The 25157-nt window shown below is 68.0% G+C and carries 24 protein-coding genes; 5 read left to right on the top strand and 19 right to left on the bottom strand.

Annotated features, from left to right (window positions below; translation table 11 throughout):
* The first annotated feature begins 8 nt into the window (after positions 1–8).
* Positions 9–2069, top strand: coding sequence for a 4-alpha-glucanotransferase (gene malQ / locus DFO45_RS00395; protein WP_133863341.1), 2061 nt, complete (start codon positions 9–11; stop codon positions 2067–2069).
* A 152-nt stretch (positions 2070–2221) separates the two neighbouring features.
* Entirely contained in the window at positions 2222–2482 is a 261-nt protein-coding gene (locus tag DFO45_RS00390; RefSeq protein ID WP_245517910.1) for a hypothetical protein, read from the top strand.
* A gap of 79 nt (positions 2483–2561) precedes the next feature.
* Here the strand turns inward: DFO45_RS00390 and DFO45_RS00385 are convergent, their stop codons facing one another.
* The gene (locus DFO45_RS00385) at positions 2562–4058 is read right to left on the bottom strand and encodes a CoA-acylating methylmalonate-semialdehyde dehydrogenase (protein WP_133863339.1); all 1497 of its coding nucleotides are present in this window, start codon (positions 4056–4058) and stop codon (positions 2562–2564) included.
* A gap of 121 nt (positions 4059–4179) precedes the next feature.
* On the opposite strand from DFO45_RS00385, the gene DFO45_RS00380 reads away from it, so the two are divergent.
* Together DFO45_RS00380 and DFO45_RS00375 are read left to right on the top strand one after the other, a co-directional pair.
* A complete protein-coding gene (locus tag DFO45_RS00380) occupies positions 4180–5067 on the top strand; it encodes a LysR family transcriptional regulator (protein WP_133863338.1) in 888 nt (295 codons plus the stop codon).
* A 143-nt stretch (positions 5068–5210) separates the two neighbouring features.
* Positions 5211–5744, top strand: coding sequence for a DNA starvation/stationary phase protection protein (locus tag DFO45_RS00375; RefSeq protein WP_133863337.1), 534 nt, complete (start codon positions 5211–5213; stop codon positions 5742–5744).
* A gap of 62 nt (positions 5745–5806) precedes the next feature.
* On the opposite strand, the gene DFO45_RS00370 is transcribed toward DFO45_RS00375, so the two are convergent.
* The 18 genes from DFO45_RS00370 to proB form a co-directional block, all read right to left on the bottom strand.
* Positions 5807–6724: a DMT family transporter gene (locus DFO45_RS00370; protein WP_166657014.1), complete on the bottom strand. Its 918-nt coding sequence runs from the start codon at positions 6722–6724 to the stop codon at positions 5807–5809.
* A 147-nt stretch (positions 6725–6871) separates the two neighbouring features.
* A complete protein-coding gene (locus tag DFO45_RS00365; RefSeq protein ID WP_133863335.1) occupies positions 6872–7792 on the bottom strand; it encodes a LysR family transcriptional regulator in 921 nt (306 codons plus the stop codon).
* Positions 7793–7916: 124 nt separating this feature from the next.
* Entirely contained in the window at positions 7917–8333 is a 417-nt protein-coding gene (locus tag DFO45_RS00360; protein WP_012172644.1) for a F0F1 ATP synthase subunit epsilon, read from the bottom strand.
* A gap of 157 nt (positions 8334–8490) precedes the next feature.
* Positions 8491–9927 carry a F0F1 ATP synthase subunit beta gene (gene atpD / locus DFO45_RS00355; RefSeq protein ID WP_133863334.1) on the bottom strand — a complete coding sequence of 479 codons (1437 nt, stop codon included), beginning with the start codon at positions 9925–9927 and terminating at the stop codon, positions 8491–8493.
* Positions 9928–9964: 37 nt separating this feature from the next.
* On the bottom strand, positions 9965–10834 hold the full coding sequence (locus tag DFO45_RS00350) for a F0F1 ATP synthase subunit gamma (protein ID WP_133863333.1): 870 nt from the start codon (positions 10832–10834) through the stop codon (positions 9965–9967).
* 38 nt (positions 10835–10872) lie between these two features.
* Complete coding sequence (atpA, locus tag DFO45_RS00345; protein ID WP_012172647.1) at positions 10873–12405, bottom strand: F0F1 ATP synthase subunit alpha; 1533 nt, start codon at positions 12403–12405, stop codon at positions 10873–10875.
* Positions 12405–12965, bottom strand: coding sequence for a F0F1 ATP synthase subunit delta (locus DFO45_RS00340; RefSeq protein ID WP_012172648.1), 561 nt, complete (start codon positions 12963–12965; stop codon positions 12405–12407). The genes atpA and DFO45_RS00340 overlap by 1 nt, the downstream gene beginning before the upstream one ends.
* A gap of 429 nt (positions 12966–13394) precedes the next feature.
* Positions 13395–14123, bottom strand: coding sequence for an amino acid ABC transporter ATP-binding protein (locus tag DFO45_RS00335; protein ID WP_043879683.1), 729 nt, complete (start codon positions 14121–14123; stop codon positions 13395–13397).
* Positions 14101–14760, bottom strand: coding sequence for an amino acid ABC transporter permease (locus DFO45_RS00330; protein ID WP_133863332.1), 660 nt, complete (start codon positions 14758–14760; stop codon positions 14101–14103). Before DFO45_RS00330 ends, DFO45_RS00335 begins: the two co-directional genes overlap by 23 nt.
* Positions 14757–15431: an amino acid ABC transporter permease gene (locus DFO45_RS00325; RefSeq protein WP_012172651.1), complete on the bottom strand. Its 675-nt coding sequence runs from the start codon at positions 15429–15431 to the stop codon at positions 14757–14759. Before DFO45_RS00325 ends, DFO45_RS00330 begins: the two co-directional genes overlap by 4 nt.
* 107 nt (positions 15432–15538) lie before the next feature.
* Positions 15539–16330 carry a transporter substrate-binding domain-containing protein gene (locus DFO45_RS00320; protein WP_133863331.1) on the bottom strand — a complete coding sequence of 264 codons (792 nt, stop codon included), beginning with the start codon at positions 16328–16330 and terminating at the stop codon, positions 15539–15541.
* Positions 16331–16645: 315 nt separating this feature from the next.
* Positions 16646–17995, bottom strand: coding sequence for a S41 family peptidase (locus tag DFO45_RS00315; protein WP_043879684.1), 1350 nt, complete (start codon positions 17993–17995; stop codon positions 16646–16648).
* Entirely contained in the window at positions 17992–19281 is a 1290-nt protein-coding gene (locus DFO45_RS00310) for a peptidoglycan DD-metalloendopeptidase family protein (protein ID WP_043879685.1), read from the bottom strand. The genes DFO45_RS00315 and DFO45_RS00310 overlap by 4 nt, the downstream gene beginning before the upstream one ends.
* A 72-nt stretch (positions 19282–19353) precedes the next feature.
* Positions 19354–19836: a 23S rRNA (pseudouridine(1915)-N(3))-methyltransferase RlmH gene (rlmH, locus tag DFO45_RS00305; RefSeq protein ID WP_133863330.1), complete on the bottom strand. Its 483-nt coding sequence runs from the start codon at positions 19834–19836 to the stop codon at positions 19354–19356.
* Positions 19837–19878: 42 nt separating this feature from the next.
* On the bottom strand, positions 19879–20241 hold the full coding sequence (rsfS, locus tag DFO45_RS00300) for a ribosome silencing factor (protein WP_133863813.1): 363 nt from the start codon (positions 20239–20241) through the stop codon (positions 19879–19881).
* 131 nt (positions 20242–20372) lie between these two features.
* A complete protein-coding gene (locus DFO45_RS00295; protein ID WP_332118281.1) occupies positions 20373–21023 on the bottom strand; it encodes a nicotinate-nucleotide adenylyltransferase in 651 nt (216 codons plus the stop codon).
* A 35-nt stretch (positions 21024–21058) separates the two neighbouring features.
* A complete protein-coding gene (locus DFO45_RS00290) occupies positions 21059–22372 on the bottom strand; it encodes a glutamate-5-semialdehyde dehydrogenase (protein ID WP_133863812.1) in 1314 nt (437 codons plus the stop codon).
* A gap of 120 nt (positions 22373–22492) precedes the next feature.
* Positions 22493–23623 carry a glutamate 5-kinase gene (gene proB / locus DFO45_RS00285; RefSeq protein ID WP_245517909.1) on the bottom strand — a complete coding sequence of 377 codons (1131 nt, stop codon included), beginning with the start codon at positions 23621–23623 and terminating at the stop codon, positions 22493–22495.
* 349 nt (positions 23624–23972) lie between these two features.
* Here proB and DFO45_RS00280 point away from each other — a divergent pair, with 349 nt between their 5' ends.
* Positions 23973–25136 (top strand): GGDEF domain-containing protein, encoded by a 1164-nt coding sequence (locus DFO45_RS00280; RefSeq protein ID WP_133863329.1) that lies wholly within the window; start codon positions 23973–23975, stop codon positions 25134–25136.
* Positions 25137–25157 lie beyond the last annotated feature (21 nt).

Here is a 25157-nt window from a genome sequence, read left to right as displayed (position 1 = left end):
ACCGACCCATGGACGATACCCTCCACGACCTCGCGCGCGCGGCCGGCGTCTCGCCGCACTGGCACGATGCCTTCGGCCGCCCGCAGACGGTGCCGCCCCATGCCCTGCGCGCCATCCTCGGTGCGCTCGGCCTGCCGGCGGAGACCGATGCGCTGGCGCGCGAGAGCCTTGACGGCCTCCGGCACACGGCGGTCCCCACCCCGCCGCTCGTGACCGGCGACGTGGGTGCGCCCCTGCGGGTGCCCCTGCCCGGCAGCGGGCCGATGCGCTGGCGCATCACGCTGGAGGAGGGCGGGCTGGTGGAGGGCGAAAGCCAAGGCGGCGGGCTGGACCTGCCGGCGCTCAACGTGCCCGGCTATCACAGGCTGGAGGCGGGCGGGCTGGACGTGACGCTCGCCATCGCGCCGGAGCGGTGCTTTTCCATCGCCGACGCCACCGGAGACGAACGGGCTCGGCTTTGGGGACTGGGGGTCCAGCTCTATGGGCTGAAGCGACCGGGCGACGGCGGCATCGGCGACTTCACCGCCCTGTCCGACTTCGTGCGCCACGCCGCAGGGGCCGGTGCCTCGGCGACGGTGCTGAGCCCGGTGCATGCGGCCTTTTCGGCCGATCCGCATCACTTCAGCCCCTATGCACCATCGAGCCGGCTCTTCCTCAACGTGCTGCATGTGGACCCCGCCGGTCTGTTCGGCACCGATGCCGTGCGGCAGGCCGCGGACGCTCTCTCCCTCGGCGGCATCCTCTCCGCCTGCGAGAGCGCTCCGCTGGTGGACTGGGTACGCGCCGGCCCGGCGCGCCTCGCCCTGTTGCGCCGCCTGTTCGACACCGAACTGCCGGCGCGCCCGGATCTCGTTGCCGCCTATGCGGACTTCCGCCGCGCCCGGGGCCAGGCCCTCGAGGGCCACGCCCGCTTCGAGGCGCTGCATGCTCATATCTGGGGCTCGGACCTTCACCGCTGGAACTGGCGCACCTGGCCCGGCGAGTACCGCGATGCGACGAGCCCGGCGGTAGCGGCCTTTGCCCGCGAGCACGGATCGGAGGTGGAATTCCACGCCTTCCTGCAATGGGCGGCGGCGCATGGCCTGGCGAGCGCGCAGGCGGCCGCCCGCGCGGCCGGCATGCCCGTGGGCCTCATCGGCGATCTGGCGGTGGGCTGCGACGGCGGCGGCAGCCAGTGCTGGAGCGCGCCGGACGACATGCTGATCGGCCTCTCCATCGGCGCACCGCCGGACCTGCTCAACTCGCTCGGGCAGGCGTGGGGGCTCGCCGCCTTCTCCCCGCGCGCCCTCGTTGCCTCGGGTTTCCGCTCCTTCATCGCCATGCTGCGCGCCAGCATGGCCCATGTGGGTGGGGTGCGGATCGACCATGTGATGGGCCTGCTGCGCCTGTGGATGGTGCCGGACGGGGCCGATCCGAAGGACGGGGCCTATCTCGCCTATCCCTTCGAGGATCTGATCCGGCTGGTGGCGCTGGAATCCCAGCGCCACCGCACCATCGTGACCGGCGAAGATCTTGGCACCGTGCCCGATGGCTTCCGCGAGACGCTCGCCAGCCGGCAGATCCTCGGCATGCAGGTGCTGTGGTTCGAGCGCGAGGGGCCGCGCTTCAAGACGGCGGGCGAATATCTGCCCACCGCCATGGCGGTCACCGGCACGCACGATTTGCCCACCGTCGCCGGCTGGTGGCGCGGGCGCGACATCGACTGGCGCGCGCCCCTCGGCCTGCTCGGCGAAGGCATAGACGAGCCGGCCGCGCGGGCCGAGCGCGAGGCGGACCGGCACGCCTTGTGGTCCACCATCGGCGACGGCACGCCGCCACCCGCCGCCACCGAGCCGGATGCCGCAGTCGATGCCGCCCTCGGCTTCGTTGGGCGCACGACCGCGCCGCTGGTCATCATCCCGCTGGAGGACGTTCTGGGCGAAAGCGAGCAGCCCAACCTGCCGGGCACCGTGGACGACCACCCCAACTGGCGGCGGCGCCAGCCGGGGGCGACGGCCCAGCTCTTGGACCGGCCAGAGGTGAAACGACGCCTCGCTTTGCTCGACCAGGCCCGCCAGCCGCTCGCCTGACCCCTCGCGCGCAAGCTTGGCTGAAACCGATCCCGCTGCGGCAGCGTTGTCTTTTGTGAAGGCCGCCTGCCCGCGCTTTCCGGCAAGACGCGCGGGCAGGGACAGGCGACAATGCGGAGGCAGAGCGCCTTCGCGCAGACAAGAGGATGGCCATGACCGCACACGCCACACCGCGCAAGCCGGAACGGGCGCTGGACGATACGCTGAAGGAAACCTTCCCCGCGAGCGATCCGCCGGCCCCCGGCCACTTCACCGGCGCAGAAGACACACCCGACACGAAGCCTGCGGCTTCCTCCGGCAAGGAAGCGGAATCCGACCTGCTGGACGAGGCTCTGGAGGACACGTTTCCCGCCAGCGATCCGCCGGCAATCACCATCAAGCATGGCAAGGACGACGCCGACCCGCGCGACTGACCTTCCGCCCCCGGTTCAATGAAAAAGGCCCCCGCCAATGACGACGGGGGCCTTTTCTCGTCTGGTGACCCGATGACCGTCAGGACATCACGGGCATGACGAACTCGGCGCCGCCCCGCTGGCCGTTGGGCCAGCGTGCCGTGGTGGTCTTGACGCGGGTGTAGAAGCCCACGCCCTCCATGCCATAGACGTTGCGATCACCGAAGATGGACCGCTTCCAGCCGCCGAAGGAATGGAAGGCCACGGGCACCGGGATCGGCACGTTGATGCCCACCATGCCCGCCTGCACGCCGTAATCGAAGGCGCGGGCGGTGTCGCCGTCACGGGTGAAGATGGCGGTGCCGTTGCCATATTCGTGCTCGTTCACGAGCTTCAGCGCGTCATCGAATGCCGGCACGCGGACCACGGAAAGGACGGGACCAAAGATCTCTTCCTTGTAGATGCGCATGTCCGGCGTGACATCGTCGAACAGACAGCCACCGATATAATAGCCGTTCTCGTGGCCCTGGAGCTTCAGGCCACGGCCGTCCACCACGAGCTTGGCGCCTTCGGTGACGCCGAGGTCCACATAGCCGGACACCTTGGCGAGGTGCTCCCTGGTGATGAGCGGGCCCATCTCGCTGTCCGGATCGGTGCCGGGACCGACCTTGAGCGCCCGCACGCGGGGCGCCAGCTTGTCCATCAGCGCATCGCCGATGCCGCCCACGGCCACCGCCACGGACACCGCCATGCAGCGCTCCCCGGCCGAGCCATAGCCCGCGCCCATGAGCGCATCCACGGTCTTGTCGAGATCGGCGTCGGGCATCACCACGAGGTGGTTCTTGGCGCCGCAGAGCGCCTGCGCGCGCTTTCCGTGGGCGCAGGCGGTGCGATAGACATATTCACCCACCGCCGTGGAGCCGACGAAGCTCACCGCCGCCACCTTCGGATGGGTCAGCAGGGCGTCGACCGCCTCCTTGTCGCCGTTCACCACATTGAACACGCCCTTGGGCAGGCCGGCTTCCGCCAGCAGTTCCGCCAGCACCAGCGCCGTGGACGGATCCTTCTCGGAGGGCTTCAGCACGAAGGTGTTGCCGCAGGCGATGGCCACTGGGAACATCCACATGGGCACCATGGCCGGGAAGTTGAACGGCGTGATGCCCGCGCAAACGCCCACCGGATGGCGCTGCGAGAAGACGTCGATGCCGCGCCCCACCTGATCGGAGAACTCGCCCTTCAGCAGATGCGGGATGCCGCAGGCGAACTCCACCACCTCCAGGCCGCGGATGAGTTCGCCCTTGGCGTCCTCCACCGTCTTGCCGTGCTCGCGGGTGATGAGGACGGCGAGACGGTCCAGATTGCGGTCCAGCAGTTCCTTGAAGCGGAACATGATGCGGGCGCGGCTGAGCGCCGGTGTCGCGGCCCAGGCCGGGAGAGCGGCGGCGGCGGCGCGCACCGCCTCGTCCACGCGGGCGGCGCTCGCCAACAGTACGGTGCCGATCTGCTCCCCCGTGGCCGGCGTGAAGGTGGGCGCGCTGCGCTCGCCGGCGCCAGCGCCGATCGCCTGACCGTTGATGTAATGGCCGATGGTGTCCATGCCCGCCGTTCCTTCAGGAATCTGGGTTGAGGGGTGAAGGGTCGGGCGCACTGTCGGTCTGGCATCCGCGCGGATCAACGGGTAAGACAGCCCAACCATTATGCAGATATAGGCGCACCCCATGAACTGGGACCATGCCCGCGTCTTCCTCGCCGTGGCGCGGGAGGGGCAGATGCTGGGGGCGGCACGCAAGCTCGGCCTCGACCACGCCACCGTCACCCGTCGGCTGAACGCGCTGGAGGCGGACCTCGGCGCCAAGGTGTTCGAGCGCAGCCCAACCGGCTGCGTGCCGACGCCGGCGGGCGAGCAGTTGCTTGCCATCGCCGAACGGGTGGAGAGCGAAATGGTGAAGGCCCAGTCGCTGCTGGGCAATGCGGACCTCACGCTTTCGGGCACCGTGCGCATCGGCGCGCCGGACGGCTTCGGCACCTATTTCCTGGCCGCCCGCCTTGCCGCCTTCGCGGCCCTCCATCCCGATCTCGTCATCCAGCTGGTGCCCCTGCCCCGCACCTTCTCCTTGTCCCGGCGCGAGGCGGACATTGCGGTGGTGCTGGACCGGCCGCGCACGGGGCGGCTCGTGGGGCGCAAGCTCACCGGCTATTCGCTCAGCCTCTATGCCGCGCGCGCGCACCTCGACCGCTTCGGTCCCATCGAGACGCCGGAGGATCTGAAGGACCGGATGGCGGTGACCTATGTGCAGGATCTCACCTACAGCCCCGGCCTCGATTACATGGAGGCGCTGACCGGCCTCTGCGCCCGGCGCTTCGAATGTGCCAGCGTCGCCGGCCAGATGGAGGCGGTGCGCGCAGGCGTCGGCATCGGCATCCTGCACGATTATGCCGCCGCGCCGGACGCGGACCTCGTGCCCGTGCTCCCCCAGATGCGCTTCGAGCGCGCCTACTGGCTGGCGGTCCATGCGGACATGCGCGGGCTCAAGCGCATCGAGGAGGTGGAGCGCTTCATCACCACCGAGGTTCAGGCGGCGCGGCGGACCTTTCTCGCCCGCTGAGCGCAGAGCGCACGGCCCCGCGGCAAGGAATGCTGCGATCGAACAATATTGCTCCGCTGACGTTCTCTAGGGTCGTAACCGGACCGGTTCACGGAGCCCGCCCGCCGGCGGCGCTCCGCGCGCTTGCCTCAGGAGACATTGCCATGCCCGCGACCAAAGCCGCGCCGAAGTCCCGCCAGACGGCGGCCCTCCAGACGCCTTCCAACCTGCCCACCAACGCCACCAAGGACATCGCCGCCGCGCTCACCACGCTGCTGGCCGACACCTTCGCCCTCTATCTGAAGACGAAGAACTTCCACTGGCATATGTCCGGCCCGCATTTCCGCGACTATCACCTGCTGCTGGACGAGCAGGCGGACCAGATCTTCGCCATGACCGACGACGTGGCCGAGCGCGCGCGCAAGATCGGCGGCACCACGCTGCGCTCGCTGGGCCATGCCACCCGCCTCCAGCGCATCGAGGACAATGATGCGGAGTATGTGACGCCCCTCGACATGCTGGCCGAGCTGCGCGACGACAATCTCCAGTTCACCGCCTTCCTGCGGGAAACCCACGACCTGTGCGACGAACACAATGACGTCGCGACGGCGAGCCTGATCGAAAACTGGATCGACGAGGCGGAGCGCCGCACGTGGTTCCTCTACGAGACCACCCGCACCCGCTCCGAGCCGGCCTGATCTCAGGCTCTCGAAGACCCCAGCATGCACCGCCGGCAGGTCATCCTGCCGGCGTTTCCATTTCAGGCGCGCGCCCGTGACAGCGCGCCGCTCGCGGCGACGACGCCCGCCACGATGAAGCCGCAGCCGATCAGCTCCTCCAGCTGCGGATGCTCGCCGAGCAGCAGCGTTGCTGTCAGAAGCGCCGCCGGCGGGGTGAGTGCGGTGAGGGCCGTCGCCCGTGCCGGCCCGAGATGCCGGACGGCGGTCGTATAGGTGAGCAGAGAGACCACGCCCGCCAGCAGGCCTTGCGTGACCAGTTGCTGCGCCAGCAGCGCCACCGGCGTCGCCTGTACGGCAGTCCAGATGTTGCCGGCCTCGAACGGCAGCAGGACCACCAGCGACCAGACACCGACGAAGGCCGCCGCCTCAATGCCACTGAGGCGGCTGTAGCGGAAGGCAACCGTATAGAGCGACCAGGCGAAGGCGGCACCTAGAATGGCGAGGGCGCCCCGCCATGTGTCCCCCGTCAGCGAGGCGATGCCCTCACCACTGATGGCGAGCACACCGAGCGTGATGAGGGCGATACCGAGGATGCGCAGCGGCGTGAGCCGCTCCCGGAGCACCACGGCCGAAAGAATGCCGATGAAGAGCGGCAGCGTGCCCGCCAGCAGCGGCCCGGCGGTGGAGACTGGCGCGAAATGCAGCCCCCAGAGCACGAGGAACTGATAGGGCAGCCCCGCCGCCATGAGGCCGAGCAAGGCCAGCGGCGGTGACTGGCGCGGAAACAGGCGGAAGCGCCACCAGAAGGGGGCGAGCAGCAGCGTCGCCGTACCGAAGCGGATGAAGGCCAGAAGTTCCGGTGCCAAGGGCGTGCGCCCGTGCATGGCGACGCGGGTGGTGGTGATCCAGGTGGTCCAGATGGCCACGGTAACGAGCGCGCCGAGAAGCCCCAGGCGGAACGAGGGCGCCGGGACGGCGGACGGGGCGGAAAGGCGCATGATGCAACTTTCGGGGAAGGCGGGCCGCGCCACGATTCGCGCGGCCGTGTTGCAGTGCAACTTGGTGGCTTCCGCCGGTGAGCACCACCGACGCTGCGGCATTGCTCGGGCTTGCGCCATGCGCCCGGCGCTGGCGCGGTAAACCGTTCAGGCCCCTGCCGTTTTCGCTTCCTCGCATGCCTGCGCCTGAAAGCGGCGGATGAGCCAGCTTCCGGCCGGGCCGGGCGGGGCTCCGCTGCGGTGGATGGCCTGGAGCGGATAGGAGATCGCCCGCATGTCCGGCAGGTCGAGCCGCACCAGGCGGCCGGCGGCGAGGTCCTCGCGGATCATCGGCTCCGGCATGTTGCCCCAGCCGACCCCCTCGCGCAGCAGCATGTGCTTGGAGCCGAGATCCGCGAGCCGCCATGTGCGGGTGCCGAGCACGGCGAACTCCTGGCCCTCGGTGAGGCGCGAACGGTCGGTGAGGACAAGCTGTACGTGGTCGCGCCCGGCGCCGGGCGCATTGTGGGCCGCTCGGGCCAGCGGATGGTCCGGGGCCGCCACAGGCACCAGTTCCACCGCCCCGATGGAGATGCGCTCGACATTGTCGGGCAGCGCCAGCACGGCGCCGGAGACGCCGAGGCTGGCCCGGCCGCTCACCACCATCTCGCCCACCGCGCCGAGAGCCTCCACATAGAGGCGCAGCGTCACCGTTGGAAAGGCCTCCGCGAAGCCTTTCAGGGCATCGACGACGCGGGCGGCGGGCAGCATGACGTCGAGGGCGAGATGCACCTCCGGCTCAAGGCCCTCCAGCAGTCCCTTCACCTTGGCGCGCAGGCCGTCCATCCCATTGGCGACGGTGCGCGCCTCCACCAGCACCGCCCGGCCTGCCTCGGTGAGTTCCGGTGTCTTGGCATGGGTGCGGTCGAAGAGGGCGACCCCGAGCTGGGTCTCCAGATTGGTGATGGCGTAGCTGACCACCGACGTCGCGCGGCCGAGGCGACGGGCCGCCGCCGTGAAGCTGCCCGCATCCACCACCGCGAGGAACACGCGGAGCTGGTCGAAGGTGGGCGTGCCGGTCTGGGTCATGGAAGCGTCCTCGAACGGCGGATCATAGCCCGCGGTGAGCGAAACCGAACGGCCGTCCCCGCGTCACCCGAAACGCAAAACGGCCCCGCAGGGGGGCCGCTTCACAAACGCCGGTGGGCGAAAATCAGTGCGCGGTGGGCGCGGCGCCGTCGAGAAGGGCGGCCACCTGCTGGAGGTCGGCGAGGTTGCTCGCCGCCTTCTGGCGGGCTTCGTCCGACTTGGCATCCGCCACGTCTTCCTGCGCATTCTTGATGAGCTGCTGAAGCTCGGCGCGGTCGAAGCTCTCCACCGGGGTCGCCTGCTCGGCCAGGACCGTGAGGCCAGCCGGATTGGCCTCGGCGAAGCCGCCGCGCACGAACAGGCGCTTGTCGGCGCCCTCACCCTTGATGGTGAGGATGCCGGCGCTCAGCGTGGAGATGAACGGGGCATGGCCCGCCATCACGCCGAACTGGCCCTCGCTGCCGGGCACCACCACCTCGGTGACCTGCCCGGAGAACACGAGCCGCTCCGGCGACACAAGCTCGAAAGAAAAGGTGGCCATCTTCATTCTCCGACCTGAGCGATGCCGTCCATCCAACGACGGCGCCGGTCACCCGGTTTCGCCCCGCGGGGTCTCGCCCCTTTATGCCGCAACCGCCGGACACGAGGTCCGGCGGTTCAATCTCACGGGCACCGAAAGGTGCCCCGAACCATCAGGCTCAGGCGGCCTCGGCGGCCAGCTTCTTGCCCTTCTCGATGGCTTCTTCGATGGTGCCGACCATATAGAAGGCCTGCTCGGGCAGGTGGTCGTACTTGCCTTCCACCAGGCCCTTGAAGCCCTTGATGGTGTCGGCGAGGTCGACCAGCTTGCCGGGCGAACCGGTGAACACTTCCGCCACGTGGAAGGGCTGCGACAGGAAGCGCTCGATCTTGCGGGCGCGGGCCACGGTGAGCTTGTCCTCTTCGGAGAGCTCGTCCATGCCCAGGATCGCGATGATGTCCTGCAGCGCCTTGTAGCGCTGGAGCGTCTGCTGCACCTGACGCGCCACATTGTAGTGCTCCTCGCCGATGACCAGCGGGGAGAGGATGCGCGAGGTGGAGTCCAGCGGGTCCACCGCCGGATAGATGCCCTTCTCGGCGATGGAGCGCGAGAGCACGGTGGTCGCGTCGAGATGGGCGAAGGACGCGGCGGGCGCCGGGTCGGTCAGATCGTCGGCGGGCACGTAGATGGCCTGCACCGAGGTGATCGAACCCTTGGTGGTGGTGGTGATGCGCTCCTGAAGGGCGCCCATGTCGGTGGCGAGCGTCGGCTGATAGCCCACCGCCGAGGGAATGCGGCCGAGGAGCGCCGACACTTCCGAGCCGGCCTGGGTGAAGCGGAAGATGTTGTCCACGAAGAACAGCACGTCCTGGCCCTGGTCGCGGAAGTGCTCGGCGACGGTGAGGCCGGTGAGCGCGACGCGGGCGCGGGCGCCCGGAGGCTCGTTCATCTGGCCGTACACGAGGGCGCACTTGGAGCCGGCGGAGGAGCCGTTGTTCTCGTGCGGGTCCACGTTCACCTTGGACTCGATCATCTCGTGATAGAGATCGTTGCCCTCGCGGGTGCGCTCACCGACGCCGGCGAACACGGAGTAGCCGCCGTGCGCCTTCGCGATGTTGTTGATGAGCTCCATGATGAGCACGGTCTTGCCGACGCCAGCGCCGCCGAACAGGCCGATCTTGCCGCCCTTGGAGTAAGGCGCCAGCAGGTCCACCACCTTGATGCCCGTGACGAGCATCTCGGCTTCCGTGGACTGCTCGGAATAGGACGGGGCCTGCTGGTGGATGGCGCGCTTGGCCTCGCCGACCACCGGGCCGAGTTCGTCCACGGCTTCGCCGATCACGTTCATGATGCGGCCGAGGGTCGCCTCGCCGACCGGCACCATGATCGGGCCACCGGTGTCTTGCACGGCCTGACCGCGCACGAGACCCTCGGTGGAGTCCATGGCGATGGTGCGGACGGTGTTCTCGCCGAGGTGCTGGGCGACCTCGAGCACGAGGCGGTTGCCCTGATTGGTCGTCTCGAGGGCGTTCAGGATTTCCGGCAGGTGGGAATCGAACTGCACGTCGACGACGGCGCCGATAACCTGGGTGATGCGTCCGCTCTTGTTCGCCATATTCGTACGTCCTTTTATCCTTGAGGCCGCGCCGCCGTCAGACCGCTTCCGCGCCGGAGATGATCTCGATGAGTTCCTTCGTGATCATGGCCTGGCGGGTGCGGTTGTAGATCAGCGTCTGCTTCTTGATCATGTCGCCCGCGTTGCGCGTGGCGTTGTCCATGGCGCTCATCTGCGAGCCGTAGAAGGAGGCCTGGTTTTCCAGGAGCGCGCGGAAGATCTGCACCGCCACGTTGCGGGGCAGGAGATCGGCAAGGATCTCGCTCTCTTCGGGTTCGTAGTCATAGACCGCGCTCGGACCCTCGGCCTTCTCGAAGGTCGCGGGAATGATCTGCTGGGCGGTGGGCACCTGTGAGATCACGCTCTTGAAGTGCGAGAAGAACAGGGTGCAGACATCGAACTCGCCCTTGTTGAAGCGGTCGATGATCTTCTCGGCGATGTCGTGGGCGTTCACGAAGCCCAGGTTGCGCACAGAGCGCAGGTCCACCAGCTCAACGATCTGGCCCGGATAGAGCCGGCGCAGCTGGTCATAGCCCTTGCGGCCGACGCAGAAGAACTTCACGTCCTTGCCCTGGCCGATCAGGAGGTTCGCCCGCTCGCGCACCGCGCGGACGATGTTGGTGTTGAACGCGCCGCACAGGCCGCGCTCCGAGGTGCAGACGAGAAGCATGTGCTTCTCGTCCTTGCCCGTGCCGGACAGCAGCAGCGGCGTGTCCGCGCTCAGGGTCACGCCGGACGCGATGTTGCCGAGCACGCTGTCCATCCGCTCCGCATAGGGGCGGGCGGCTTCCGCGGCCATCTGGGCGCGACGCAGCTTCGCCGCGGCGACCATCTGCATCGCCTTGGTGATCTTCTGCGTCGCCTTCACAGAGGCGATGCGGTTACGGAGGTCTTTCAGGCTCGCCATCGCACCCGTCCCTTTGCGTCAGAGGTCCAGAGAAACGATCAGGCGAAGCTCTTGGCGAAGGCGTCGAGGGCCTTCGTCAGGTTCGCGATCGAGTCCTTGGACAGCTCCTTGGAGGTCCGGATGGTGTCGAGCAGATCCTGGTGCTGCGTGCGCATGGCCAGCAGGAAGCCCGCCTCGAACTCCCGCACCTTGTTCAGGGGCAGGTTGTCCAGATAGCCATTGGTGCCGGCGTAGATCACCACCACCTGCTCTTCCACCTTGAGGGGGGAGAACTGGCTCTGCTTCAGCAGCTCGGTGAGGCGGGCGCCGCGGTTCAGCAACTTCTGGGTCGAAGCGTCGAGGTCCGAGCCGAACTGGGCGAAGGCCGCCAGCTCGCGATACTGGGCGAGCTCGCCCTTGATCTTGCCGGCCACCTGCTTCATCGCCTTGATCTGGGCCGAGGAGCCCACGCGCGACACCGAGAGGCCGACGTTCACCGCCGGGCGGATGCCCTGGTAGAACAGGTCGGACTCAAGGAAGATCTGGCCGTCGGTGATCGAGATCACGTTGGTCGGGATGTAGGCCGACACGTCGTTCGCCTGGGTCTCGATGACCGGGAGGGCGGTCAGCGAACCGGCGCCGTTCTCGTCATTGAGCTTGGCGGCGCGCTCGAGCAGGCGGGAGTGCAGGTAGAACACGTCGCCGGGATAGGCTTCGCGGCCCGGCGGGCGGCGCAGCAGCAGCGACATCTGACGATAGGCCACGGCCTGCTTGGACAGGTCATCGTGGATGATCAGGGCGTGCATGCCGTTGTCGCGGAAATACTCGCCCATGGCGGTGCCGGCGAAGGGCGCCAGGAACTGCATGGGGGCCGGATCGGACGCGGTAGCCGCGACGACGATCGAATACTCAAGCGCGCCCTGCTCTTCCAGCACCTTCACGAACTGGGCGACGGTGGAGCGCTTCTGGCCGACCGCGACGTACACGCAGTAGAGCTTCTGGCTCTCGGGCGCGCCGGCGACGTTCAGGGGCTTCTGGTTGAGGATGGCGTCGAGCGCCACGGCGGTCTTGCCGGTCTGGCGGTCACCGATGATGAGCTCGCGCTGGCCACGGCCGATCGGGATCAGGGCGTCGATCGCCTTGAGACCGGTCTGCATGGGCTCGTGCACGGACTTGCGCGGGATGATGCCCGGCGCCTTCACGTCCACGCGGCGGCGCTCGGTGGCCTCGATCGGGCCCTTGCCGTCGATCGGGTTGCCGAGGGCGTCCACGACGCGGCCGAGGAGGCCACGGCCGACCGGCACGTCCACGATGGCGCCGGTGCGCTTGACGGTCTGGCCTTCCTTAATGTCGCGGTCGGAGCCGAAGATCACGACGCCGACGTTGTCGATTTCGAGGTTCAGCGCCATGCCGCGCGTGCCGTTCTCGAACTCGACCATCTCGCCCGCCTGGACGTTGTCGAGGCCGTAGACGCGCGCGATGCCGTCGCCGACGGACAGAACCTGACCCACCTCGGAGACTTCCGCCTCGCGGCCGAAGTTCTGGATCTGCTCCTTGAGGATCGCGGAGATTTCAGCGGCTCGAATGTCCATCAGCGGACCTCTTTCATCGCATGCCGGATAGAATTGAGTTTGGTCTTGAGAGAGGCGTCGACCATGCGTGAGCCGAGCTTCACAATGAGACCACCGAGGATGGACGGATCGACGGTGACGTCGAGGCTCACGTCCTTGCCGGTCTGCTGCGCGAGCGCCTCTTTCAGCGCTGCCTGATGCGCGTCATTCAGCGGCTCGGCCACGGTGACCTTGGCCACCGTCTGCCCGCGCTTGGCGGCCACGAGGGCCGCGAACGCATCGAACATGGAGGGGAGCGCGAAGAGGCGGCGATTCTGCGCCACCAGCTTCACGAAATTTGCTGCAATGCCGGTGATGCCGGCGGCGGCCAGAACCGCGCCCACCGCCTTCACCTGCTCTTCGGCGGTGAAGACGGGGCTCTTCACAAGGCGTTCCAGATCCGCGCTTTCCGCGATCAGGCCCTTCAACCGGTCCAGATCCGCCGCCACGGCGTCGGTGGAGCCGGCCTCTTCGGCCAACTCGAACAGAGCGGTTGCATAGCGCCCCGCCATGCCTGACACGATCGTCTCCACCAGCCGCACCTCTCTCGATCTGCCCGAACCGCGCGACTTCATCGCGGAAATCACCGGCCAAGCCCTTGATCTGTAGGGAAGATTTTTCTTGGCTCCAGAACCGCACTAAGTGCTGTGTCCCGAGCGTCGCGGGTTCCCTAACACACGCGCTTTCGTGCGGCAACACGGTCAAAATCTGGCAAGCCAGTGCTGGATTGACGCACCGCACGAGACATAGCCGCGCATTGGCAATTCCCATAGGGGATTTCCCCCCCATCGCGCCAGAGGCAAATGCAACGTGTGATGTGGAGAGCCGCCCCCTCCGCCCCCGGCGTCAGGGGCACGAATGCCTTATCCTGCGGTCACTTAGCCGGCGTCCGCGGGCACAGCACCGGGGTGCCGCTTGGGTAAAGGCTATGGAACCCGCACGCCCGGTCGCCCGCCAAGGGAGGAGCCACCTCAGGCGTTCATGCCGAGGAACTGCTGCAGCTCAGGCGTCTGTGGATTGCTGAACACCTCTTCCGGCGGGCCGATCTCGTGGACCCGCCCCTGATGCATGAAAACCACACGGTCGCACACCTCGCGCGCGAAGCGCATCTCATGCGTAACCATGAGGAGCGTCATGCCCTCCTGCGCCAGCTTGCCCACCACCTGGAGCACCTCGTTCACCAGTTCCGGGTCGAGGGCGGAGGTGATCTCGTCGCAGAGCAGCGCGAGCGGCTGCATGGCCAGCGCACGGGCGATCGCCACGCGCTGCTGCTGGCCGCCGGAGAGCTCGTCCGGATAGGCATCGAACTTGTGGCCAAGCCCCACCTGTTCGAGGCGCAGGCGCGCCTCCTTCTCCGCCTCGGCGGCGGAAACCTTCTTCACCACCATAGGCGAGAGCATCACGTTGCGCCCGGCGGTGAGGTGCGGAAACAGGTTGAACTGCTGGAAGATCATGCCGACCTTCAGCCGCAGCGCCCGCAGATGCGCATCGTCCGGGGCGAGATGGGCGCCGGCCACGAGGATCGAGCCGGAATCGATGGATTCGAGGCCGTTGATGCAGCGCAGGAGCGTGGACTTGCCCGAGCCGCTCTTGCCGATGATGGCGATCACCTCGCCGGCCTGAACGTCGAGATTGATGCCCTTGAGCACCTCATTGTCGCCGAAACGCTTGCGCACCTCAGTGATTGCGATGAGCGACATTCAGCTTCCTTTCCAGGATCTGGCTGCTCTTGGACAAAGGCCAGCAGAGCGCGAAATAGATGAGGGCGGCGAGGCCGTAGACCACGAAGGGCTGGAAGGTGGCGTTGGTGATCATGGTGGAGGCCTTGGAGAGCTCCACGAAGCCGATGATCGAGGTGAGCGCCGTGCCCTTCACCACCTGCACCGAGAAGCCGACCGTCGGCGGCACCGCGATGCGCAGCGCCTGCGGCAGCACCACATGGCGCATCTGCTCGAAATAGGTCATGGCGAGGCTGGCGGAGGCCTCCCACTGGCCGCGCGGGACGGATTCCACGCAGCCGCGCCAGATCTCGGCGAGGAAGGCCGAGGTCCAGAGCGTCAGCGACAGGCCGGCGGCGAACCAGGGCGGCACGTCGAAGCCCAGAAGCGACAGGCCGAAGAAGGAAAGGAAGAGCTGCATCAGCAGCGGCGTGCCCTGGATCAGCTCGATATAGAGCATGGCCGCGCGCCGCAGCCCACGGCTGCGGCCGGTGCGCAGGAACAGCACGGCCAGCCCCACGATGCCGCCGCCCACGAAGGCGACCAGCGAGAGCAGCACCGTCCATTCCGCCGCCAGCAGCAGGTTGCGCAGGATGTCCCAGGTGGTGAACTGGATCATCGGGCAGCCCTCCGGCGCGGGAAGAGAAGGGTGCCGAGCGCGCGCATCACCTGCCGCAGCACGAGGGCCAGCACCAGATAGAGGATGGTGGCGAGGATATAGACCTCGAAAGCGCGGAAGGTGCGCGACTGGATGAACTGGGCGGCGAAGGTGATGTCCTCCACCGCGATCTGCGAGCATACCGCCGAGCCGAACATGACGATGACGATCTGCGAGGAGAGCGCCGGCCAGATGCGCTGGAGCGCGGGCACCAGCACCACATGGCGGAAGGTCTGGATGCGCGTCATGGCCAGGCTCGCTCCCGCCTCGAACTGGCCGCGCGGGGTCGCCTCGATGCCGGCCCGGATGATCTCGCAGCCATAGGCGCCGAGATTGATGACCATGGCGAAGATGGCCGCCTGCATCTCGGTCAGCGAGACGCCGAGCGAGGGCAGGCCGAAGAAGATGAAGAAGAGCTGGATCAGGAAGGGCGTGTTCCGGATCAGCTCCACATAAAGCACCACCGGCGGGCGCAGCCATTTCGGTCCGAGGCTGCGCGCCCAGGCGCAGACGATGCCGAACAGCACGCCGAGCACGCCGCCCACCACCGTCAGTTCGACGGTGATGCCGACACCCTTCGCGATGAGCGGCGTATAGGGGACGATCGCCCCGTAATCGAAGGTATAGGCCATGCGTCAGCAACCTGCCGGGGCGGAGCCGCGCCGGGCGGAAGGACCGGCGCGCGGAGCTTCAGGGGAAGGCGGCCGGCGCGGACCACGGGTCCGAACCGGCCGGACGGTCAGAAGCCGGCAGGCAGCGGATAGCCGAGCCACTTCTGGGAGATGGCATTGAGCGCCCCGTCCGCCTTGGCGGCGGTGACGATGGCGTTCACCTTCTCCAGCAGCTTGGGCTCATCCTTGTTGAGGCCGATGTAGCAGGGCGAATCCTTGATCAGGAACTTCACCTCCGGCTTGCGCGGGGGGTTGCGCGCCAGGATGGCGGCGGCCGTTACGTTGCCGGTCACGATCACCTTCACCTGGCCGGAGAGGAAGGCGGAGATGGTGGCGTTGTTGTCCTCGAACCGCTTGATGTCGGCGGTCGCGGGGGCAATCTTCGAGAGCTCGATGTCCTCGTTTGCGCCGCGGGTGACGCCCACGGTGAGGCCCGCCAGTTCTTCCGGCTTTGTCACCTTCACGTCCGCCGGGGCGAAGGCGCCGTTGAAGAAGGGCGCATAGGCCACCGAGAAATCCATCACCTTCTCGCGGTCCGGATTCTTGCCGAGGCTCGAGATGACGAGATCGACCTTCTTCGTCTGCAGATAGGGGATGCGGTTGGCGCTGGTCACCGGCACCAGTTCGGCCTTCACGCCCAGCTTCTGGGCGATGAGGTTGGCCATGTCGATGTCATAGCCCACCGGCTTCAGATCCGGCCCGACCGAACCGAAGGGCGGGAAATCCTGCGGCACGGCAATCTTGATGACGCCGGCCTTCATGATGTCGTCCAGCGCATCGGCACGGGCCGGCAGCGCGGTCAGGGAAGCGGCCGCAAGGCCAAGGCCCGCGAGGACGAGGGTACGGCGGTCCAAACGCATAAATCTCTCCCGATCTGATGCCTCATCGGGAGCAAGGGCCGTGCCAGCCCGTTTTCCACGCATTCTCGTCCAAAAAACAGGCCCAAGCTCACGCATTGGGCAAAAAGCCCACCATCCACGCATCAGAATCCGGCAACAGACGTGGAAAATAGATCAATTCATCTTTGTTTCTGACAGATCGCATTGGAATCTCTGGATTTCCCATCCGTTTCGCCATTCCGCAGCTGCCCATTTGGCAGGCAGAAAACGGGCGGGCAAAAGAAAACCCCGCCGCGCGGGGCGCGGCGGGGTTCGGAACGGGAAACCCTGGGAAGATCAGTTCGACTGGCTGGTCTTGTTCGGGTTCGGCGGGAAGGCCGCGTTCTTCTGCGTGCCCTCGATGAGCTCCTTGGCCATCTTGAGCTGCGTGTCGTCCTTCGGATCCGGCGGCACGTAGGAGGGCGAACCCGTCTGCTCGTCGTCGCCGTTCTTCAGATGGCCCTTCAGCGAAGCTTCGCCGCGGGTGGTGTCGGCGCCGACGGCTTCCAGCTTCGCCTTCTGCTCGGCGGGCATGTCCTGGATGAGGACGATGTCCGGCTCGATGCCCTTGGCCTGGATGGAGCGGCCAGACGGCGTGTAGTAGCGCGCGGTGGTGAGGCGCAGGGCGCCGTTGCCGCCGAGCGGGATGATGGTCTGCACAGAGCCCTTGCCGAAGGAGCGCGAGCCGAGGATGGTCGCGCGCTTGTGGTCCTGCAGGGCACCGGCCACGATTTCGGAGGCCGAGGCCGAGCCGCCGTTCACCAGCACGATGATCGGCTTGCCCTTCACGAGGTCACCGCCACGGGCGGAGAAGCGCTGGGTCTCATCCGCATTGCGGCCGCGGGTCGAGACGATCTCGCCGCGCTCCAGGAAGGCGTCCGACACCGCGATGGCCTGATCGAGCAGGCCGCCGGGGTTGTTGCGCAGGTCGATGATGTAGCCCTTGACCTTGTCCGGACCGATCTGGGCGGTCACGTCCTCGATGCCCTTCTTCAGGTTGTCGTAGGTCTGCTCGTTAAACGAGGTGATGCGCAGGTAGCCGATGTTGCCATCCTCGACGCGGGCGCGCACCGCCTTCACCTTGATGGTGTCGCGCACCACCTTGATCTCGATGGGCTTCTCGGCGCCCTTGCGGACGATGGTGAGGGTGATCGGCGTGTTCACCGCGCCGCGCATCTTCTCGACCGCCTGGTTCAGGGTCAGGCCCTGGACCTGATCGCCGTCGAGCTTGGTGATGATGTCGCCGGCCTGCACGCCGGCCTTGGCGGCCGGGGTGTCGTCGATGGGGGCGATGACCTTCACGAGGCCGTCTTCCATCGTCACCTCGATGCCGAGGCCGCCGAACTCGCCGCGGGTCTGCACCTGCATGTCGCGGAAGCTCTTCGCGTCCATGTAGGAGGAGTGCGGGTCGAGGCTGGTCAGCATGCCATTGATGGCCGCCTCGATCAGCTTCGCATCGTCCGGCTTCTCCACATAGTCGGAGCGGACGCGCTCGAACACGTCACCGAAGAGGCTGAGCTGGCGATAGGTGTCGGAAGCCGCCGCTTCGGCGGCAGTTCCAAGGAAGAGGCGCGGTTGCACGGCGGCCACGGCCACCAGCGCACCGGCCGCAACGCCAAGGAGGAAGAGAGACGTACGACGCATTATCCGCGCACCTTCTGACTATCCGTTGCCGCCCACCAGGGGGCGGGGTCGATCGAGATTCCGTCCTTGCGGAATTCCACATACAATTGCGGCTGACCGGAGGCCGTACCTCCGGGCGTCGCCCGCGATACGCTCCCCATCACCGCGACAGGCTCACCAGCAAGGACAAACTGTCCCAGCTCAACGGTGATCCGCTCCATGCCCGCCAGCAGAATATGGTATCCGCCGCCCGCATTGATGATCAAGAGTTGTCCATAGGAGCGGAAGGGCCCCGCATAGACCACCCAGCCGTCCGCCGGAGCCGCCACGGGTGCGCCGGCGCGGGTGGCGAAGGTGATGCCCTTGTCGGTGCCGCCGAGCCCGTCCGAGGCGCCGAAATCCTTGAGCCGCACCCCGGCCACGGGCAATGGCAGCAAGCCTTTGGCCTCGGCGAAGGGGCGCGCGGGCGCGATGCGGGCGGGGTTCAGGGCCGCCACCTCCGTCTTCGCCGGCGGCGCGGGCTTGGCCGCTTCGGAGGCCGCCTTGGCGGCCGGGGCCACCTCGCTTTCGAGCCGGGTCACAAGATCGTGCACATCGCCGGTTGACTTCGCGACGGCCTCCGCCTGCGCCTTCTCCTGCGGAAGCTCCTTATTGTCCTCGGCCACCCGGCGCTGGCGCTCGTCCACATAAGCGGTGAGGCGCCGTCGGTCCTCCTCCATGGAGGTGCGCAGTTCGGCCAGTTGGTCGCGGGCCTTGGAGAGATCGCCACGCAGGCGCGACAGATCGGCAAGATCGGCCGCCAGCGTCTCCGCCTCCACCCGCATTTCCGGCAGCAGCGCGCCGAGGAGGATGGCCGAGCGCACCGCATCCAGCGCATCGTCCGGCCGCATCAGCAGAGCGGGCGGCGGATTGCGCCCCATGCGCACCAGCGCACCGAGCACGTCCGCCAGCACATCCCGCCGCTTCAGGAGCGACGTGCGGATCTCGGCGGCATTGGTGTCCAGAGTGGCGATGCGGCCTTCCAGCTCCGTGATCTTCTGCTCCACGGTGCGCAGGCGGGTTGTGGTGTCCACAAGGAGTTGGTTGAAGCGGGCCCGGTCGCCTTTCACCGAATCAAGTTCGGAGCGCACCCGCGCCTGAAACTCGGCGGCACCCTTGATGTCCGCGTTGATGGCATTGGTGTCCACCTGCGGCAGCGGGCGGGGACGCGGCGCGGGCGGCGTCGCCTGCTGCGCGCGCAAGGGCACGCCCGCGACAAGGGTCGCGCAGACGGCAAGGGCGCAGAGGAGCGAGCCGGAACGGGCATCCATGCGACACACTTAAGCGCCTGAAGTTGAGGATCTGTAAACCATATCCTGCCGCCGTCCCCTGCCCCGCCCGCCTCACGCCCGGTGGTAGGGGTGCCCGGCGAGGATGGTGGTGGCGCGATAGACCTGCTCGGCCAGCATGGCGCGGACGATCTGGTGGGGAAAGGTGGCGGCGCCGAATGCCAGCATGAGGTCGCAGCGGGCGCGCACCGCCTCGCTCAGGCCATCTGCGCCCCCAATGAGGAAGGCGGCTGCCGGACGGCCGCCATCGCGCCCGGTGCGGACGCGTTCGGCAAAGGCTTCGCTGGTGAGGTTCTTGCCGCGCGGATCAAGCGCGATCACGTCGGCGCCCTGCGGCAGCGCGCCGAGAATGGCCTGCCCTTCCTCCGCCATGCGGTCCTCCGGACGGCGCGCGGCGGATTCAGACAGTTCGATGGTCTCGAAGCCGGACAGGCCAAGGGCCCGCCCGCCCGCCTTGGCGCGGTCGAGATAGCGCGTCACGAGTTCCCGCTCGGCCCCGGCTTTCAGCCGGCCGACACAGATGAGGAGGACGCGCACCTCAGGCCCGAAACCTTGGTGGCCGAAAACGAACGCGCGCCCTCAGGCGCGCGCGGTTCCGGACCACATCTTCTCGATATTGTAGAAGCTGCGGACTTCGGGCTGGAAGATGTGGACGATGACATCGCCGGCATCGATCAGCACCCAGTCACAGGCTGGCTGCCCTTCGACGCGGATCTGACGCACGCCCGCCGCCTTGAGCGCCTCGATGAGGTGCTCGGCCGTGGCGCCCACGTGCCGCTGGGAGCGGCCGGAGGCAACCACCATGAAGTCGGCGATGGAGGTCTTTCCGCGCAGGTCGATGGAGACGAGATCCTCGGCCTTGTCTTCGTCAAGCCGGGTCACGATGAGCGCGAGGATCTCCTCGGCGTCGAGTTGCGCCTGTGAGATCGGTGCGGCCGCCATAGTCTCTGCGGCCAAGAGAGCCGTCGTGGACAGGGGTCCGGATCCTCTCGGTCAGTTAAACGATCCCCTCGGGCCGACGTGTGCCGAGCCTTGGAACCGCGCCATCAGAATGGCTGTGAATCAAGGAAATTTCAAGGGCGAGGGGGCACCGCCCCCGTGGCATCCGCTGCCGGCATCCGCCGCGCGGCCCTTATCTCCGTGGAGGATATAGGGGATTTCAGCCCGTGAAGAAAGGTCCATGCGGGCGGCGCCATGTCGGCGAGGGCCGCCGCCTTCTCCTCCGGCACGCGGTAGGGCGCAAGCGCCTGCGCGGCGCGCGAGGAGGTCGCGCACAGGCTGTCGCCAAGGCGATCCACAACCGCCATCGGAACGAGGCCCGCCAGCCCCCGCCAGCGCTGCCAGCGGGCGAAATGGGCGAGATTGTCCGCCCCCATGATCCAGACGAAGCGCACCCGCGGCATCCGCTCCACGAGGCGGGAGACTGTCTCGTAGCTGTAGCGCGTGCCGAGCGTGGTCTCGACGCCGGTGACGTCGATGAGGGGATGGTGGGCCACATGACGCGCGAACGTCACGCGCTCCTGCACGGACGGCAGGTCCCAGTTGTCCTTGAGCGGATTGCCGGGCGTGACCAGCCACCAGATGCGGTCGAGTTGGAGGCGCTTCAGCGCCAGGAGGCTCGCCGCCCGGTGGGCCGCGTGGGCGGGATTGAAGGTGCCGCCGAACAGGCCGACGCGCAGCCCCGCCGGCGCCATGGGCATGCTGACGGCGTCATGGGCGCTCACCGGTCTCATCGGCGTGCCGATCCGTGGTTCGCAGCTCACGGGCGCGTCTGCCCGTTGCCGTGCACCCGATACTTGAAGGAGGTCAGCTGCTCCGCCCCCACGGGGCCGCGGGCATGCATGCGGCCGGTGGCGATGCCGATTTCGGCGCCGAAACCGAACTCGCCGCCATCGGCGAACTGGGTGGAGGCATTGTGCATGACGATGGCCGAATCCACCTCGCGCAGGAAGCGCGCGGCGGCGGCTTCGTCCGTGGTGATGATCGAATCGGTGTGGTGGGAGCCGTGCGTCTCGATGTGATCGATGGCGGCGGCAAGGTCCGGCACCAGCTTCACGGAGATGATGGCGTCCTCATATTCCGTGTCCCAATCCGCATCGACGGCCGGCTTCACGCGCGGGTCCACCGCCTGCGCCGCCGCATCGCCGCGCACTTCGCAGCCGGCGTCCAGCAGCATTTCCACCAGCGGCTTGAGCTGGGACGCGGCGACCTTCTCGTCCACCAGCAGCGTCTCGGCGGCGCCGCAGATGCCGGTGCGGCGCATCTTGGCGTTCAGGAGCACGGTCTTGGCCATGTCGAGATCGGCGGCGGCATGGACATAGACATGCACGATGCCGTCGAGATGGGCGAAGACGGGCACCCGCGCCTCGCTCTGCACGCGGGCGACGAGCCCCTTGCCGCCGCGCGGCACGATCACGTCGAGATTGCCGTCGAGGCCGCCCAGCATCAGGCCCACCGCTGCGCGATCCGAAAACGGCACGAACTGCACGCAGTCGGCGGATAGGCCCGCGTCCACGAGCCCGGCCACGAACGCCTGATGGATGGCTCCGGAGGAGCCGAGGCTGTCGGAGCCGCCGCGCAGGATCACCGCATTGCCGGCCCGCACACACAGCGCCGCCGCATCCGCCGTCACGTTCGGACGGCTCTCATAAATGACACCGATGACGCCGAGCGGCGTGCGCACGCGCTCGATCACAAGGCCGTTGGGCCGCGTCCAGCTTTCGGTGACGGCGCCCACGGGATCGGGCAGGCCGGCCACCATCTCGACGCCGGCGGCGATCGCCTCGATGCGGCTCTCGGTGAGGGCGAGGCGGTCCTGGAAGGCGGCGCTCATGCCATCCGCCCTGGCGCGGGCCATGTCGTCCGCATTGGCGGCGAGAATCTCGGATGTCGCGGCGCGGATGCGCGCGGCGGCGGCCTTCAGCGCCGCCGTCTTCTGCTCGGCCGGGGCCAAGGCCAGCGTGCGCGCAGCGGCGCGGGCGGCCCGCCCCATCTGCGACAGGACGGCCGGCACGTCCACGGGCGCGGCGCTTCCGACGCTGGCGGCCACGGAGAGACGGGCGGCATGGGGCATGGCCATGGCGAAACTCTCTAACGTTCCCTCGACCCGGCCTGTGAACAGCCGGCTACGGCATCCTTAGCATGTGGGGCGCCACGCTCACAGGCCCGGAAAGCGATTGGAATTCTTATCGGTTCATTCCGCGCCGAGGGCCATGTCGTCGCGGTGGACCATCTCGGCCCGGCCGGGCAGGCCAAGCAGCGCCTCGATTTCCGCCGTCGAGCGTCCCCGGATGCGCTCGGCATGGTCGTGGTCATAGGCGACGAGACCCCGGCCGATCTCGCTGCCGTCCGGCCCGCGCAGCAGCACCGCATCGCCGCGCTCGAACTGGCCTTCCACCCGCACGACGCCCGCCGGCAGCAGGCTGGCGCCCCGGCGCAGCGCGGCCACCGCGCCGTCGTCCAGATGCAGCACGCCGCGTGCTTCCAGCGTGCCGGCAATCCACGCCTTGCGGGCGCGGGCGGGGGTGGCGCCAGCGAGGAACCAGGTGCAGCGCCCGCCTTCCGCGATGCGCTTCAGCGGGTTCTTCAGATGGCCGGAGGCGATCACCATGTGGGTGCCGGCGGAGGTGGCGATCTTGCCCGCCTCGATCTTGGTGCGCATGCCGCCGCGCGACAGCTCCGAGCCCGCGGCGCCCGCCATGCTCTCGATCTCGCCGGTGATGCGCGGCACTACGGGGATGTGGGTGGCGTTGGGATCCTGCGCCGGCGGTGCGGTGTAGAGGCCGTCGATGTCGGACAGGAGGATCAGCAGGTCCGCGCTCGCCATGGTGGCGACGCGGGCGGCCAAGCGGTCGTTGTCGCCATAGCGGATCTCGCTGGTGGCCACCGTGTCATTCTCATTGATGACCGGCACGGCGCGATATTCCAGCAGCTTGGCGAGCGTGGAGCGGGCGTTGAGATAGCGCCGCCGCTCCTCCGTATCGCCCAGCGTGAGCAGCACCTGGCCGGCGGTGATGTCCTCATGGCCGAGGATTTCCGCCCAGGTGCGGGCGAGCGCGATCTGGCCCACGGCGGCCGCCGCCTGGCTGTCCTCCAGCTTCAGCGGCCCGCGCGGCAGGTGCAGCACCGTGCGCCCGAGCGCGATGGCGCCGGAAGAGACCACCAGCACATCGGCGCCCCGCGCATGCAGCGTGCCGATGTCTTCCGCGAGCGAGGTGAGCCACGGCAGGCGCACCTTACCCTTGGCCTGATCCACGAGGAGGGCCGAGCCCACCTTGATGACGATGCGGCGGAAATCGGAAAGGGCGGGTGCGGCGTTGGTCACGGATCGGGATCTTCGCTTGGGCGCGGGCCGGAGCGGCACCGCCCCGATGCCGCGTCTGTTCGGCTGAGGCGGCTTCGATACTCCAAGCGGGCGCGCGCGAACAGGGGGCGCGGGCGGGCACTGGACGCCCGGCCCACACCGCTCGCCGGAAACGCCGGAGCGCATCCGCCCGCTTGGGGTTAGCGAAGGGCCGACGTCCTGCTCCACACCGCGCCGCAGCAGCATCGCGCGGCGTGACCTGAATGTGTATGATGTCGCTCCGGCAATCGCCCGACCGCCGTATCGTCCTGCCCGGAACGGGCCTCCCCACTTCCCCATAGCTGGCGGCGATCATCCGCACGTGTCCCGCATGGAAGTCGCGATAATCCGCAAGACGCTGGCCCTGATCCCCGCCGGAATCGTGGTGGTGTTCGGCTTCTCGTTTCTCCTGTTCTGGCTATGGGAACGCCGTCGCCGGCATCTCCTCATCCTCAGCGCGGCGTGCCTGCTGTTCAGCCTCGGGGCCTGCACGCAGATCCTGCATCTGCCACCCGGCGTGAACGCCAATGCTGTCGTGTCCGCCGTCTTCTACAGTGGCTCCGTGTTGCTGACGGCGGCCGCGCTCCTTCACCGCTACGGGCGCTCGTTCCCCGCCCTCGCCTATCTTGCCGCGCTCGGCCTGATCGTCCTCGCCATCTCCTATTTTTCCTATGTCCATTCGGATCTCACGGTCCGCATCTATATCCAGAACATCTCCTACGGCGTGATCTTCATCGCTGCAGCATGGCGCCTGCGCCACCTCGCACGTGGCCGGCGCGTCGATCGGCTCCTGTTCGTGATCCTCCTGCTTCTAGGTCTGCACTTCCTTCCGCGCACGCTGCTGACCCTCGGCCTCGCGGCGCCCCGGGGGCTGAATGCCTTCGCAAATTCCTGGTTCTGGCAGACCCTGCAACTCTGCCTCGCCCTCTTCGGCACGAGCCTCGCCCTCGCCATCCTCGCCGTGACCGCCGTGGATATCCTCGAGGAGGTGAGCCGCGAGCGTGACGTCGACATGCTGACCGGCCTGCTGAACCGCCGGGGGTTCGAGGACAGCTTCGCCCGCGCCACGGTGCGGGCGGGGGCGCTGATCGTTCTCGACATCGACCGGTTCAAGCGGATCAATGATACCTTCGGCCACGGCGCGGGCGATGCCGTCCTGCGGGAAGTGGGCGAGGTGCTCCGGCAGGGCGCGCGCGGCTCCGACCTCATTGGCCGTCTTGGGGGCGAGGAGTTCGCGATCTTCCTGCCCGGGATCAGCCTCGCGGAGGCCTACGCCCGCGCGGAGGCATTCCGGCTCGCCATCTCACGCCATCACTTCCCCTTGCCTGGCGATCTGGCGTCCGTGACGGCAAGCTTCGGCGTGTCGGAACTCCAGCCGCATGACAGGTTCGACGGTCTCTATGGCCGCGCGGACCGGCTGCTCTATGTGGCCAAGAGCGGCGGCCGCAACCGCACTGCCGCTGATGACACGATGATCGCAGCGGCGGAGAGCTGAGCGGCGCGGATCGTCATCCTG

Origin of the sequence: Azorhizobium sp. AG788, from assembly GCF_004364705.1 — a bacterium.
GTDB classification, from domain to species: Bacteria; Pseudomonadota; Alphaproteobacteria; order Rhizobiales; family Xanthobacteraceae; genus Azorhizobium; species Azorhizobium caulinodans.
The sequence above is the reverse complement of the archived record's forward strand: the minus strand, read 5'-3'. Positions and strand labels throughout refer to the sequence as shown.